Source organism: Thermophagus sp. OGC60D27, from assembly GCF_052400625.1.
Classification (GTDB): domain Bacteria; phylum Bacteroidota; class Bacteroidia; order Bacteroidales; family Marinilabiliaceae; genus Thermophagus.
Window position 1 is genome coordinate 13574 of record NZ_JBQTGH010000009.1, and the last position, 13240, is coordinate 26813.

A 13240-nucleotide genomic window follows, 5' to 3' on the forward strand; every position below is an offset into this window, starting at 1 on the left:
CAACAATAAACTCGTCCTAAACACCTGCCCCTGCGCCAAACAAATCTATATGCATTCGAGGTGCAAAGCGCCATCCGTTTTTTATGGCCATTTCTACTACCATTTTGGAAGTAGTAATCAATTCCTTTGCATTTGCACCCAGGGGCATCAGCAAGATATCTTCCGGTTGCCAATGCGCAAGATGCGCAAGAAAATCATTTTTTATTTCTGAAAAATCATTAGTCTGGCCTATGACAAACTTAAGCTGGAAATCTTTCCCTGTATCTCTGCAATAATTGATAAACCTTTGCAGTACTTCAATATTTTTCCGTTTCTGAGCGTGATAAATGAGAGGTCCGGATTGTCTGAGCTTATAATGCTTCATTTTCGCACCGGACGGATTGGAATTGGATAGTTTTGGAGAAATACTAAAAAGGTCAATATACTGCGCAAAATCTTCATCGAAAAGTGTTCCATTGGTTTCTACAGACAGATGTAAATGTTCCTTTTCCTTCAACCTTTTACATAGAACCTCCAATGCATTGTGCTGAAGAAAAGGTTCGCCCCCACTGATGACGACATGCCTCATGTCTCCCAGGTTTTGATGGACCAGAGCAGCAACGTCATCTGTTTCCGCCAACAATTGATTATCAGTATTAAATGAAGCATAGGGTGTGTCACAACGACAGAAGGAACCGTCAGGAAGCGTCCAGATACATCTCAAATTACAACCGGACAACCGTATAAACAAAGAAGGTATCCCGGCCCATTTTCCCTCTCCCTGGATGGTCCCCGGTATGGACAATCCTGTGGCCGGGGGTTTCGATAAAGGATGGCCAAATTTATCTTTAGTAATTGGAAAAACCCCTTCACCAGCCAAGACTAATTTACTCATACTGTCAGTGCTTTATCTTCAACACCGGCTTCCGCAAACGCTTTGGCTCTTAAAAGGCAGCTATCACAAGTGCCACAAGGTTTTTCTCCGCCCCGGTAACAACTCCAGGTCAGATGGAAAGGCACTCCCAGTTGTTGGCCCAGACGAATCTCATCTGCTTTCGTTTTGTAAACAAACGGTGCATGAATACGTAAAGGACGATTTTTCTCGGCCCCCATAACAGTTCCCTTGTTTATGGCCTTTTCCATAGACTCAATAAACTCTGCCCTACAATCCACATAACCTGAATAATCGACCTGACTAACACCAATGAAAATATCCTGAGCATCTATTGCCTCGGCATAAGAGGCGGCTACCGACAGAAATATCATATTCCGTGCGGGTACATAAGTATCCGGGATGTCCTCGCGATCTACATTCCCATCCTCTACAATTTGAGTACGATCGGTCAAAGACGAACCGCCCCATTGATCCAGCTTCATGGAAACCACTTGGTGTTCTGTAACACTAGCCTCTTCAGCAATAGCTTTAGCAGCCTTTAGTTCTCTGGCATGTCGCTGCCCATAATCAAAAGAGAGGACATATAGATCAAAGCCTTTCGATTTTGCCAAATATAGTGCAACCGCACTATCCAAGCCTCCAGAAAGTAATACAACAGCTTTTTTCATTTCTAAAACATTTGGTTAATTAATGAGTCCCCGAGACAATCTGTATGGTTAAAAACCAGGACGAACTCTAAAAATGATAAAAGCCACAAAAACAACAAAAGGGAAACCAATCCGACAACAAAACAGAGGAGTCAATAGAAACAGAATAGAAAAAACCTTATTTTGATGAATTTACCGGCTTCGCCGAAAAACACCAAACAGGCATTTTTGCACATGTATTCCACGGCCCATAGTTTTGTTTATAGACAGGATGGTTTCGAACTGTCTTTGGGTTTCGATCGCAAAGATACTAAATTTCGTACCCCAATGGATGAGATTCGGTCGAAAATGTGCATTTTTGCATAATTAACAAGACATCAAAAAGAAGTTCAAAATTCAGGTTTCCAAAACTCTAATCTAAATACGCCCATAAAGTGAAAGAAAAACATTTCATTACTATAAGGTTTATCGTATTTTTTGGTCTTTTAAAAAGCACAAGACAATATTTTCATAGTCTCCCAAAAGAATCGGAACAAGGAATAACATTTTGCCTTAGTCGTGTTCGATTCATGTATTTTTTGATACTTTCCGCGTTGTCAAATTACATTACCCCGTTAAACGCTCAAGAATCGCAAGGTGAAATACCTCCACCTCAACAAGATGTGACTGTATTATACCACCATGGGATTGTAATTCCTCACCATGCCAATATGATCTATTTTTTAAATGACTACTCCCGCGGTGTGGAAATCAATTATGGTTTACTGAAATTTGAGTCCGATGGATGGCAACAATATTATAACTTCCCCGAAGCTGGCATAGGTTTATTTTATAATTCATATGGCAATCCTGATATTTACGGCCAAGGCATAGCGGTGTTTCCCTATCTTCATTTTCCCATAATAAGAACTTCCAAATTTTCTCTAAAAAATAAGGTAGCCATGGGAATTGGATACACCAATAAACCCTTCGATTATAAAGAAAACCCGTGGAATCAGATTTTTGGTGCCCATTTAAATGTGTATGTCGGTTTTGGATTATACACGGGCTATCGCATTCTGGATAACTGGTCAATTTATGGGTCTGCATCGTTGAACCATATGTCCAACGGCGCTCTGCGAAAACCCAACAATGGAATAAATACCCTGACATTTAGCATTGGAACCCGATATCATTTTCAGAAAGAACTTTTACCGGATTTAAAAAAAATTCCGGCACCCCCATCCAATGCAAGAGACTTTCAGGTATTCATAAATTACGGACGAAGCCAGGCCAACGATTACAATTTCAACATTTATTCGTCCGGCAGCTTAACGATCAATCATTTATGGTACCGATCGGCTAAGTCAGCCTGGAGTGCAGGTATTGACGTTCTTTATTTTGGTGCAGCACCATATGCTTATCCTGATAATAATGAGTATATTACGCACAGTCACAGAATGTTTTATGGCCTATTTGGAGGACGCCATTGGATAATGGGCAAAACATCTCTCTTTGCACAGGTTGGTGTTTACCTATATTCTTATATTGACCCTCCTCAGCCAGTATATCCCCGGCTGGGGATTAGACGTCAAATCACGGAACGTTTGCTATTTAACTTCAGTGTCAAAGCAAGTTTTTTCCGGTCAGAATTCATTGAGATAGGACTGGGATACAGAATCCCATATAAGAGAAATATCCTGTGGATTATTAACCATAGAAGAACAATGATCAATCAACTTTGTCTAAAAATGATTTAGATCTTGAATATTATGTCAAAAGAATCAAAAAATAAAACGACAAAATTTAAAGTGGTCCGAAAGGATCTCATCAATCGTTTATTCATTTCTCTGACCCCCTTAATAACCCTAATATTAGGTGCATGTGATTATACCGATGCGTTATCAAAAACAGGCGAGATAACAACCAAAAAATTTTCGGTAGATGCTTTTGACCAAGTAATAATTGAAACTTCGGTGCAGTTGGTACTAGCCAATGACACCATTATGAGTGCAAAGGCTGAAGGGCTTGATTTTATATTACCACGTCTCGAACTTAATCAGGATGGCAAAACACTAATAATTGAATCGAAAGGCGCAATAGGTTTTCGAAAGGAACAGATGCCCCGCCTCCTTCTTTCAGCCCCCAATAAGCTTCTAATCACATCCAATTTCCCCGCAGAAATATCTACCCTCGACACGCTCTCCATCGAACAATTATCCATTTTGGTGAATGGGCGCGGCACTTTCACACAATGCAATATGCTGGTGAATGCAGAAATGATTTCGATTTCCATATACGGCAGCAACGTTGGCAATCATATTTTTAAAGGTAAGGCAGATAAATTGCACGTCGTAGCCGAAGGATTATCAAGTGTTAACGCATCAGCAATGGAAACCAAGGAAGTTAAATATATTCAAAGGTCAGTGAATAATTCATATGTGAAAGCCGAGGAACAACTCTATGTAGAGATCGCTTCTTCCGGAAATCTTTACTATTATGGCTCCCCAGACACCACAATAATAAAAGGAGAAACATTATATGAAGTGGATTTGGGGAGAGTCATTCATGCCGACTAGCCGATCAGTCTTCCTTAACGACTGACACATTGGCTATTTTTTCCAGTTCAACCTGCTTGTCGAGTAAATCCTGCAAGGTGCTAGATTTAAAATAATTGACAATTAAGTCATTCAATTTTTCCCAAAATAGCTTAGCCGCGCAAAAGCTTTCCCGATTGCATTTATAGTTCATCAGACAATCGGTAATACATATTCCGGGCTCAAAAGCGTTATAGATATCCAAAATAGCAATTTCAGATGCCGATTTAGCCAGAATGTATCCACTCTTTTTGCCTTTCACATTGGTAATAAGGCCGGAAACTTTAAGCGCATAGATAATATGATCAAGATATTTGTTGGATAGATTTTGCCTTTTTGCAATTTCTTTCTGAAAGATACCGTTGTTTTCAGTTTCCCTGGCAATTTCAATCATTGCCCTAAGGCCATATCTTGTTTTGGTATTAAATTTCAAAATAAAGTGTATTTTATTGTTCCAAAGTAAGGGCAAAGTTAATAAAAACCTCATTGCTTACCTTTACCATCCCAAGAAATTTAGTGGGTGGTTCCAGCCCAAAGTCTTTCAGATCGATATTTACCCTACCTTTTATGTGTAGCTCTTTATCCAGGCATTCTTCCAGGTATCCGGGTATTTTGTAGGTTTTGGTTTGCCCGGCAAGACCAACTTTAATTCTCGGAACAACAGCAGTGGCATTTCCAGCCGGTAATCTGAAATTATCGAAAAAAATGGTTATGTCAATATAAGGAAATTCGTGTGCTTTTATAAAATCAAGAAAATCTTTATACATCATTGGATTGGATGGCTCAAAGTCGTGAGCAGGGATTTTCAAGACAAGGGTCTCTCTTGACGGATCTCTGCTTATAACAACGTTTGGATTCTTATCTAGTGTTTGAATAAAATAGAAATGATTAACATTAGTAGATCCATCAATTTTTATATAATCATCGCAACCCTTGTTTTCCAGTTGAGAATGATGTGGTATCCGCTTTTCAAATTTAGGCTGACCGGAAGCAGAAAAAGCAAAAAAAACAAAAACCATAGCGATCATCCCTCCTGAAACGTTACTAAAAAAAACAAGTAGCATTCCCCAAAAGTCTGAATAACGGTCAGACAACCATGGTTTTTGTTTTTCTATATTACTTGCCATCATAATAGTTTAATATAATGGACGAAGATTAAACACGATCAGAAACTTATCACCGCTTCAAGTATCAGACCGTTGAATTTTCCTTCATGAAGAATGTTGTCGGAAGGAAATCCATCGTATGTCTGGTTCACATATTCGAGCTTCGCTAAAATGTTGTTGGTCATAAACCATCCACCTCCAAGTTGAAGTCGTTTTATATCCACGTCATCACCAGTATTGGTCTCGCCTGAAACGGTATTGTATCGCGTACCAACATAAAAGTTCTCGTCACTCCCAAAGCGATAAAGCAATTCTCCGGAATATTGATTGAATTTTCTGTTGGATGTCTCACCATCTGCTTTTCCTTTAGATTGTTCCACCACACCAAAGAATTCCAAACCTTTATATTTAACAAAAGGATTCAACATGAAGGATGTGAGCTCATTAGTAAAACCAGGATCCCATCTTCCGGACCGAAAGTTGGATGAAGCGGAGGCGCCGGTTGGTTCCATAATATAATAGTAACGTGATCCAGCTCTATCTCCACTATAAAGGTAAGTTCTGGCACTTTCCCCTGTGGTATAAATTGACGCGGTCAATCTTAACCGGAAATCGGGATTTATATAATCGTCGTACCCAAGTTTCGCAAGAAATGAAGCTTTTGTAGCACCCGGCGATGTAACGGCTTGATTCAATTTACCATTGGTTAATCCTATCATACTGATAAATCCGTTTTTTCGATAGTAAACCTCACCTCCCACTTCTGTAGTGAACCCATCCATAATCAGATTTCCCACAAAAGGATTATAAAAAGCTTGTGCATTATCAGATCTGCGAAAATGTGCATCTCCGTAATTGTTTTCCATATGCCCGATCCGAACGGTAACATATTGCATTAGGTCTTGCAGAAATCCTTCCCGAATAAAATCCAACTTGTCAATTTGAAAATATCCACCTTTCACATAAGTCTCAGTATGATGACGAGAAGAAAGATACGTTCGTAGATGCATTCTCACTCCATCATAAAGCTGAACATCCAGATCCAGGTTGGCTGTTGCCAAATTGAAATTGTCACCAATCTCTATTAATTCAACACTCCCTGAATTTTCATGATCCAGAGCCTGAAACTGAAGCGTGGAAGCTCCACCGATACGCACCTTAACGCCATCAAAAGACGTAGAACTCTCTTTAGGGGCTTCAAACAGGCTGATCCCTCTTTTGTCGGTAAACTTGTAATTATTCAAATCTCGCTTCCCCTGAGCAGTTAAAGAAACAGCAGGCAAAACCAAAAAAAGAACTATGTACAAAAAATTATTTCTCATAACAGTAGCCATTTGAATTTAAATTATTGATAACTAACTCTATTTTAAGGTCAAATTAAAACTAACTTTTACCAAATCATCGGTATTAATGGTACCAAACATCACCGACGGTGGCTCCATGTCAAAGTCAGTCATTTTCAATGAGGTTTCGCCACTTATTGACAATTCATTTTGAGCGGTTAATGATATTTTCAAAGGAATGGTTACCGACTTTCTTTTTCCGGCAAAAGAAAGCTCTCCCAAAATGGAATATTCATCTTCACCTTCCTTGATTTCAAAAGCCTCTTTCTGATAAAATGAAATTTCCGGAAAGTCATCTACTTTTAAAGCTTCATGGGCTTTATTATTCATCATTGATTTGTCGCCCTTCAGGTCAGCTCCTTTTGCCGTAAACTCTGCCTTTGAAAGAAAATAAGTACCATCGTCTTTCTTATCTAAATGGGCAGAAGCTTTAAATGTTGTGAGACTCATTTCCCAGTCATGGAGTGTTGAAGTACCCGATACTTTTACGGAACTGGCTTCACCCGTAAGATTAACAACCTGTCCTAAAACCAGTTGACTTCCCAGCATTAATATCAACACCAGAAGAGCCATTAATGCATTTTTACTCATGTTTTATTTTTTTTAATTCCTTTCCTATCGCAAAGGTAGTATAAAATACCAAAGTACAAATATTTCAGCATTAATTTCTTAGGTTTTTTACTCCTCACCAGAAACACCAAATAACAACCTAATAATTACATTTACAGATTATTACAACACAGACATTAACAAATAAAAGCAGAAAAATAAGCTACCCCATGAAGATTAAGGCATATCCTTTCTTTCCTAATTTCTTTCAGTTAAGCCTCGGATCATCGAACACAAATTAGGACATCCTGATAAGATTCAATTAAGATCCACAAATTAACTAAAGAATGATGCCTTAAGCTAAGTGCCGCGAACAACTATCATCAAAAAAATTACTGAAAACCATGTTAAATCCCTAAGGGAATCATTTCCATTATTGGCTGTAAGAGATGAGTAGTTTCTCGTAAATCATCGGGAGGAATAATCACATTGAGAGAAAGTGGCAATATTTCGATATCAGCGTCTCTCCCAAAATGAACAGGTTCTCCATCAATATGACCAAGCAAAGGACTTGGATGCTGGATTTTTATTTTACGAGCCTTAAGAATAGTATCATATTTACTCTTATCGATGGATTGATCCAATAAACTGAACAATAAAGCCGGTGCAGAAAATTTCGGAAAATCCTTAATCAGGCAAACATCAATAAGCCCGTCATCAATGAGGGCCCCTGGTGCAATATGAACGTTATTCCCATATTGACTGGAATTGGCAAAGCTGATAAGAAAAGCATCCATTTCAATAGATTCACCATCTACTGTTAGTGAATAGTGCTCAGATTTGTATTTGGGAAACTCTTTGGAGATTAATTGCAAATAAGCCAACGGTCCACGCTTTTTCTTATGGGCAAACTGGTGACTAATATAAGCGTCGAAGCCAACTCCAGCAACATTAAAAGAATAAAAATTATTAATTCGAATGACATCTATTGATTTAACCGACCCTTTCCGGATTACTTCCATGGCCCGATTGACTTTCAAAGGAATTTGGAGAAAGCGAGCCAACCCGTTACCCGAACCGACAGGTACTATTCCAAGCGAAGTGGAAGAATGAAGAAGCCCTCGGCCCACTTCATTCACCGTTCCATCCCCTCCAACAGCCACCACAATATCATACTCTCCAGCAGCTTGTGAACTAAGACTAAAAGCATGTCCCGGTTTTTTAGAATAAACCACATCAAATCCCAAGATTTCAGCTTCCTTTAACAATGCATTTTTTAATTCTTTACGCCGTCCTGGCCCTGAAGCGGGATTTATAATAAACAATACTTTTTTGGTCATTCTTCTATCGTTACTTTTGAAAGGCAAATTTATACATAATATCTTTGATACGACACGAGTGGTGCTGATTGAAAAATTTTTATTTTCTTTGAAATAAAAAAAGTGGAAACAATAATTCAATTTGATCAAGAACTGCTTCTCTATCTCAACTCATTTACCTCACCGTTATTTGATAATTTTTTTTGGGTGATAACCAGCAAAATCATATGGGTCCCCATGTACCTTACGCTCCTATATGTCATATTCAAGGACCAAGGTAAAAAAGGAATTATCACACTTCTTGCTCTAACTCTTTTGATTGTTTTATGTGATCAGATTTCTACGAATATTTTCAAAGAAGGTTTTGAACGTTTAAGACCCTCTCGGGAACCGGCCTTATCGGGTTTGGTAGATCTTCTCAACGGCAAGAGGGGGGGGAAATATGGTTTTGTGTCATCTCACGCTACTAATTCTTTCGGTTTAGCCGTATTTTCATTATTATTATTCAGAAACCGTTGGTATTCCATTTTCATTCTATTTTGGGCTACGCTAAACAGCTATTCCCGGATATATATGGCACTTCATTATCCAGGAGATATTATGGGCGGGCTTATACTCGGTTCATTGTTGGGATGGTTTGTTTTCTGGCTTTACACGAAAGTGTCAAAACGTTTCACTATTGAAAAAGAAAATGGATATTCAAAAAGTAACGGAACTGATAACCGATCATCAAAAACCACCCCGATAATATTTACGGGAATTCTAACCATAATTCTTGTTTTTATTTCCGCGCGCCTGATTCTTGATTTAATGTAAAACCCCAAGTTTTTTTTCATTTTCAACTTAGTATCAAACAATTGACAAATCATCTTCCTCTTTGATCAAAACAGCAGAATATAATAATTGTTAAAACCCATAGCTTGAATGTTAATTCTATTTTAAATCTATTTTTTTATTCCTATTTTTAAATTCTATCAATAACCTTTAAAAACATTTTCAATTATGGGTACAACAATAACGTTCAATCAGCTCAGGAAGATCAAGGACAGTCTTCCTGAGGGAAGCATGAGAAGCATTGCTGAGGCCTTAAACCTCGATGTAGAAACGGTAAGGAACTATTTTGGAGGTGCCAACTACGATCGGGGTAAAAGTATTGGAATTCATTTAGAACAGGGCCCGGATGGTGGAATCGTTGAACTGGATGACACGACCATTCTTGAAATGGCCCGGGAAATAATAGAGGGCAAAAGAGAAGTCAATATGACTAATTAATTTAACTCCTTATCTAAGAACAGATAGGGATTTGTTTTTTATGGACCATCAAAAAGGGTGTTTTCTTTAACGGAAACACCCTTTTTTTTCCTCTTTAAACAGAGCCTTGTCAGAATCCTTGCGTTAAACAATATTAAAATGCCCCAATCAGGAAATAAAAAAAAATCTAAGATGTACATTTGCCTCCCTGAAAATAAATCCCTGTTAAAAATTATACTATGATTCTTTTTTACGCCATGATTGTAGTCTTTGTGATAGGCTACGGGTTTATTGTCTTTGAGCACGTTAATAAGATTGACAAAGCTGCTTCCGCCCTTGTGACCGGGGCATTACTGTGGACCTTATTAGTAATTGATGGACCAGCCATTTTGCAATTGGGTTTAAATACCAATTGGCTAGATTATTCGGCAGAATTTGGTAAAGAAACAGCGAAGACTGCAATGGACTTCATTACCCATCACGCGGCCATTGAGCATTTGGGTGATGTGGCATCCATCATATTCTTTCTGCTGGGCGCCATGACAATAGTTGAGGTAATCGACCGTTATCAGGGCTTCAGAATCATTACTGACCGCATTCATACCACCAACCGAATTAAATTATTATGGATCATTAGCTTTATTACTTTTTTCATATCAGCGGTATTGGACAACCTAACCACGACTATCGTCATGATAACCCTTTTACAAAAGCTATTAAGTAAGCAGGATAACAGATGGTTATTTTCAGGAATGGTAGTCCTTGCGGCCAATGCAGGAGGAGCCTGGTCGCCTATGGGAGATGTAACAACCATTATGCTATGGATTGGGGGGCAGGTGACGGCAGCAGGAATTGTTAAATCACTTTTGCTGCCAAGTTTGGTATCAATGGTTGTTCCTTTGAGCATTTTCTCATTAGTAATGAAAGGAGCCACTTCAAGACCCTTACTTGAAGCAGAAGAAACGGCTGAATTCATCCCCTATAAAGATCGGTTAAAAATTTTAATCATTGGAATTTCAGCCCTGGTAGCTGTGCCCGTATTTAAAGGCCTCACCCAACTTCCTCCCTTCCTCGGCATGCTATTGGGACTCGGTGCGCTTTGGATATATACAGACCGACATTTGAAACGTAAACATTTTCTGGACAAAAGGAAATTAAGTATTGTTAAGATACTAGAAAGAGTGGATGTGGCATCTATTCTTTTCTTTTTGGGGATATTACTTGCAGTTGCAGCATTACAAACGGCCGGTCATTTAAATTTGTTGGCTCAATGGTTGGATAATAATATTTCCAACATCTTCGGAATAAATTTAATCATTGGCTTTCTTTCATCGGTGGTTGACAATGTTCCGCTCGTAGCAGCCTCCATGGGGATGTACGACATTTCTCAAGTATCAGATCCGGGCTTTATGGCTAATTTCGCTATAAATGGACATTTTTGGTCATTCTTGGCCTATTGTGCGGGTACCGGTGGAAGTATATTAATTATAGGTTCTGCAGCCGGAGTTGCAGCCATGAGCCTAGAGGGCATTCCCTTCTTCTGGTATCTAAGGCGGATTTCTATTCCGGCACTGATTGGTTATTTGGCAGGAGCAGGGACCTACATTTTAATGTTTTCCTAAGTAAAATTAAGCATCAAAAAAACGTTTCCATTCACCAGGTGAAAGTAATTCTATTCTTTCCCTGGTATTTTCCAATTTTTCGGGCGTACCTATATCAAACCAAATATCATCTTTGGTTTCGTATCCTTTTATTATACTTTTTCTCCCAAGGTTCAGATAAAGTTGCATAATGGAGAAGACCTCTTTTTTCGCAGGGAAACCAAATAATTCCGGACTCACTATATGAATCCCTTGAAACCCGAAAGGTTTAACTATAGGTTGAGGCCGAACAACAATTTTTTCTCCGGTGTTAGCATTTTCCCACCCAGACAAGACCATCTTTTCATTAAATAATAAATATCGACTTGTTGGTCGATGCTTTACCATTAGGCAAACAAGAGGTTTCTCCTTTTCGTAGAAACGAATAAAAGGAATAAGGCTCGCATTGGTAACAATATCAACATTGTAAAGGAGCACCGGCGTATTGGCATCGAATAAATTTTGCGCTTTAAACAACCCACCCCCCGTATCAAGAAGTCTTTCTTTTTCATCAGAAATAACTATCTCCATATCGGATGACTCGTAATTTTTTAAAAAATCAATGACCTGTGTCCGATGATGATGAACATTAACAATGGTTTTTGAAATTCCTGCATTTTCAAGTTTTTTCAATGCAAGTTCAAGCATCGTAATTCCTTTAATTTCCATCAAAGCCTTGGGCTTATTATTGGTTAGGGGACGAAGACGGGAGCCGAGTCCGGCGGCAAATATCATTGCGTTCATGGAAGATTTTTTCTTGTTCATTTCGGGGAAACAACCCCCTTCAAAATAAATACTATAGTTCGTGTCTGACAGCATCCAAAGCTCTTAATTATACATTAAGCAAAAAGGAGCTATGTCATTTCAATAGGCTCTATCGACCACTGCCAAAAGAATTCAGACGCAGGCAATTTTCAAGCGATATAATCCTATCAGAAATCTATTCAGTCCGGTTAGTTGTTCCGGGAATTTTTACAATTCGAGCCGCTCTCGCTATAACATGTACAGCCACAGGAGATAAGAATACCAACACCCCAAAAATAATGGCCGACTTAAAAAATATATACCAGTCACGAAACAACAAATTTACCCCTGCCAGTAAAAGCAGCAAACCTAATGAAGACACTTTGGTGACCACATGCATACGAGCATAAAGATTTTTAAACCTCCATATACCCACAGAAGCAATTAATACAACCAAAGCACTCAAAAACAAAATAATTCCAACAATTATTTCTATCATTATTCTTCGTTTTGCTTATACAAGTATCTAGCTATAATCATTGAGCTAAAAACTAATATAACTGATACAATCATCACAACATCCAGCAACAATTTCTCTCGAGTGTAAACAACCTCACATATCATCATCCCTACAATAATTACTCCGATCTGATCGAGAGCCACCACCCTATCGGGTAATGAAGGTCCTTTAAATAATCGATAAAGAGGAAAAACCAAACTGAAAGCAAAAATATATAAAGCCAATTGAGCTGCATACTCCAAAAAAAATTCAGAATTTTCCATATCACATGGTTTTTAATAATAAACGTTCCAATTTCCCAGTGGCAGCCATAAATTGTGATCGATCCTTCCGATTCAACAAATGCACCAGAATCGTATTGTCTTCTCTTTTGATATCAACACTCATTGAACCTGGCGTCATACTGATAAGATTAAAGAGCAACACCACCTGCCAACTCTTTTTTACAACCGGATGGTATTCAATCAGAATGCCATCAGCCCCTCTACTCCCCTTGAGAATCTGAAAGGATACGGCAAACCCCGATTCCACCACCTTATAGGCATAAAAAACAAAAAAATATAAAATATAGAAAAGCTTCATCCGTCTACGATTTATCTAATTCATAGGTCTGAGAAACACGCAAGGCTTACCTAAATTTGACACATATTCCTTTGGGGGAAACGTATGGC

Annotated in this window: 16 protein-coding genes; 5 read left to right on the plus strand and 11 right to left on the minus strand. The window is 38.5% G+C overall.

All coding sequences use genetic code 11. The annotated features are described in order from the left end of the window. Positions 1-16: 16 nt before the first annotated feature. Together ACT29H_RS11880 and queC are read right to left on the minus strand one after the other, a co-directional pair. On the minus strand, positions 17-874 hold the full coding sequence (locus tag ACT29H_RS11880; RefSeq protein ID WP_444821850.1) for a 7-carboxy-7-deazaguanine synthase QueE: 858 nt from the start codon (positions 872-874) through the stop codon (positions 17-19). Further along, positions 871-1542 carry a 7-cyano-7-deazaguanine synthase QueC gene (gene queC / locus ACT29H_RS11885; protein WP_444821851.1) on the minus strand — a complete coding sequence of 224 codons (672 nt, stop codon included), beginning with the start codon at positions 1540-1542 and terminating at the stop codon, positions 871-873. The genes ACT29H_RS11880 and queC overlap by 4 nt, the downstream gene beginning before the upstream one ends. Positions 1543-2114: 572 nt before the next feature. Between queC and ACT29H_RS11890 the strand changes: the two genes are divergently transcribed. Together ACT29H_RS11890 and ACT29H_RS11895 are read left to right on the plus strand one after the other, a co-directional pair. Further along, entirely contained in the window at positions 2115-3260 is a 1146-nt protein-coding gene (locus ACT29H_RS11890) for an acyloxyacyl hydrolase (protein WP_444821852.1), read from the plus strand. A 12-nt stretch (positions 3261-3272) separates the two neighbouring features. Further along, positions 3273-4079 carry a GIN domain-containing protein gene (locus ACT29H_RS11895; RefSeq protein WP_444821853.1) on the plus strand — a complete coding sequence of 269 codons (807 nt, stop codon included), beginning with the start codon at positions 3273-3275 and terminating at the stop codon, positions 4077-4079. A gap of 4 nt (positions 4080-4083) precedes the next feature. Here the strand turns inward: ACT29H_RS11895 and ACT29H_RS11900 are convergent, their stop codons facing one another. The 5 genes from ACT29H_RS11900 to ACT29H_RS11920 all read right to left on the minus strand — a co-directional run bounded on the left by ACT29H_RS11900 (position 4084) and on the right by ACT29H_RS11920 (position 8435). After that, positions 4084-4530: an RrF2 family transcriptional regulator gene (locus ACT29H_RS11900; RefSeq protein WP_444821854.1), complete on the minus strand. Its 447-nt coding sequence runs from the start codon at positions 4528-4530 to the stop codon at positions 4084-4086. Between the two features lie 13 nt (positions 4531-4543). Then, positions 4544-5227, minus strand: a complete 684-nt coding sequence (locus ACT29H_RS11905; protein ID WP_444821855.1) for a YceI family protein — start codon at positions 5225-5227, stop codon at positions 4544-4546. 35 nt (positions 5228-5262) lie between these two features. Then, positions 5263-6525, minus strand: a complete 1263-nt coding sequence (locus tag ACT29H_RS11910) for a hypothetical protein (RefSeq protein ID WP_444821856.1) — start codon at positions 6523-6525, stop codon at positions 5263-5265. Between the two features lie 39 nt (positions 6526-6564). Next, a complete protein-coding gene (locus ACT29H_RS11915; RefSeq protein ID WP_444821857.1) occupies positions 6565-7137 on the minus strand; it encodes a YceI family protein in 573 nt (190 codons plus the stop codon). 365 nt (positions 7138-7502) lie between these two features. Beyond that, the gene (locus tag ACT29H_RS11920; protein ID WP_444821858.1) at positions 7503-8435 is read right to left on the minus strand and encodes a diacylglycerol/lipid kinase family protein; all 933 of its coding nucleotides are present in this window, start codon (positions 8433-8435) and stop codon (positions 7503-7505) included. 102 nt (positions 8436-8537) lie between these two features. Between ACT29H_RS11920 and ACT29H_RS11925 the strand changes: the two genes are divergently transcribed. The 3 genes from ACT29H_RS11925 (at position 8538) to nhaD (ending at position 11287) form a co-directional block, all read left to right on the plus strand. Then, positions 8538-9230, plus strand: coding sequence for a phosphatase PAP2 family protein (locus tag ACT29H_RS11925; protein ID WP_444821859.1), 693 nt, complete (start codon positions 8538-8540; stop codon positions 9228-9230). 186 nt (positions 9231-9416) lie between these two features. Beyond that, positions 9417-9686 (plus strand): DNA-binding protein, encoded by a 270-nt coding sequence (locus ACT29H_RS11930; protein ID WP_444821860.1) that lies wholly within the window; start codon positions 9417-9419, stop codon positions 9684-9686. Between the two features lie 218 nt (positions 9687-9904). Next, the gene (nhaD, locus tag ACT29H_RS11935; protein WP_444821861.1) at positions 9905-11287 is read left to right on the plus strand and encodes a sodium:proton antiporter NhaD; all 1383 of its coding nucleotides are present in this window, start codon (positions 9905-9907) and stop codon (positions 11285-11287) included. 6 nt (positions 11288-11293) lie between these two features. Here nhaD and ACT29H_RS11940 read toward each other — a convergent pair whose 3' ends face one another. The 4 genes from ACT29H_RS11940 to ACT29H_RS11955 all read right to left on the minus strand — a co-directional run bounded on the left by ACT29H_RS11940 (position 11294) and on the right by ACT29H_RS11955 (position 13151). Continuing rightward, the gene (locus tag ACT29H_RS11940) at positions 11294-12049 is read right to left on the minus strand and encodes a sugar phosphate nucleotidyltransferase (RefSeq protein ID WP_444821862.1); all 756 of its coding nucleotides are present in this window, start codon (positions 12047-12049) and stop codon (positions 11294-11296) included. Between the two features lie 196 nt (positions 12050-12245). Then, positions 12246-12548 (minus strand): monovalent cation/H(+) antiporter subunit G, encoded by a 303-nt coding sequence (gene mnhG / locus ACT29H_RS11945; protein ID WP_444821863.1) that lies wholly within the window; start codon positions 12546-12548, stop codon positions 12246-12248. Then, positions 12548-12832 carry a monovalent cation/H+ antiporter complex subunit F gene (locus ACT29H_RS11950; protein WP_444821864.1) on the minus strand — a complete coding sequence of 95 codons (285 nt, stop codon included), beginning with the start codon at positions 12830-12832 and terminating at the stop codon, positions 12548-12550. Before ACT29H_RS11950 ends, mnhG begins: the two co-directional genes overlap by 1 nt. Before the next feature lies 1 nt (position 12833). Next, positions 12834-13151: a Na+/H+ antiporter subunit E gene (locus ACT29H_RS11955; RefSeq protein ID WP_444821865.1), complete on the minus strand. Its 318-nt coding sequence runs from the start codon at positions 13149-13151 to the stop codon at positions 12834-12836. Positions 13152-13240 lie beyond the last annotated feature (89 nt).

Excerpts from the sequence above, each read along its gene's own strand:
- ACT29H_RS11915 (WP_444821857.1), bottom strand. The coding sequence starts at position 7,137 with ATGAGTAAAAATGCATTAATGGCTCTTCTGGTGTTGATATTAATGCTG.
- ACT29H_RS11920 (WP_444821858.1), bottom strand. The coding sequence starts at position 8,435 with ATGACCAAAAAAGTATTGTTTATTATAAATCCCGCTTCAGGGCCAGGA.
- ACT29H_RS11905 (WP_444821855.1), bottom strand. The coding sequence starts at position 5,227 with ATGATGGCAAGTAATATAGAAAAACAAAAACCATGGTTGTCTGACCGT.
- mnhG (WP_444821863.1), bottom strand. The coding sequence starts at position 12,548 with ATGATAGAAATAATTGTTGGAATTATTTTGTTTTTGAGTGCTTTGGTT.
- ACT29H_RS11955 (WP_444821865.1), bottom strand. The coding sequence starts at position 13,151 with ATGAAGCTTTTCTATATTTTATATTTTTTTGTTTTTTATGCCTATAAG.
- queC (WP_444821851.1), bottom strand. The coding sequence starts at position 1,542 with ATGAAAAAAGCTGTTGTATTACTTTCTGGAGGCTTGGATAGTGCGGTT.
- ACT29H_RS11910 (WP_444821856.1), bottom strand. The coding sequence starts at position 6,525 with ATGAGAAATAATTTTTTGTACATAGTTCTTTTTTTGGTTTTGCCTGCT.
- ACT29H_RS11880 (WP_444821850.1), bottom strand. The coding sequence starts at position 874 with ATGAGTAAATTAGTCTTGGCTGGTGAAGGGGTTTTTCCAATTACTAAA.
- ACT29H_RS11940 (WP_444821862.1), bottom strand. The coding sequence starts at position 12,049 with ATGAACGCAATGATATTTGCCGCCGGACTCGGCTCCCGTCTTCGTCCC.
- nhaD (WP_444821861.1), top strand. The coding sequence starts at position 9,905 with ATGATTCTTTTTTACGCCATGATTGTAGTCTTTGTGATAGGCTACGGG.
- ACT29H_RS11930 (WP_444821860.1), top strand. The coding sequence starts at position 9,417 with ATGGGTACAACAATAACGTTCAATCAGCTCAGGAAGATCAAGGACAGT.
- ACT29H_RS11895 (WP_444821853.1), top strand. The coding sequence starts at position 3,273 with ATGTCAAAAGAATCAAAAAATAAAACGACAAAATTTAAAGTGGTCCGA.
- ACT29H_RS11950 (WP_444821864.1), bottom strand. The coding sequence starts at position 12,832 with ATGGAAAATTCTGAATTTTTTTTGGAGTATGCAGCTCAATTGGCTTTA.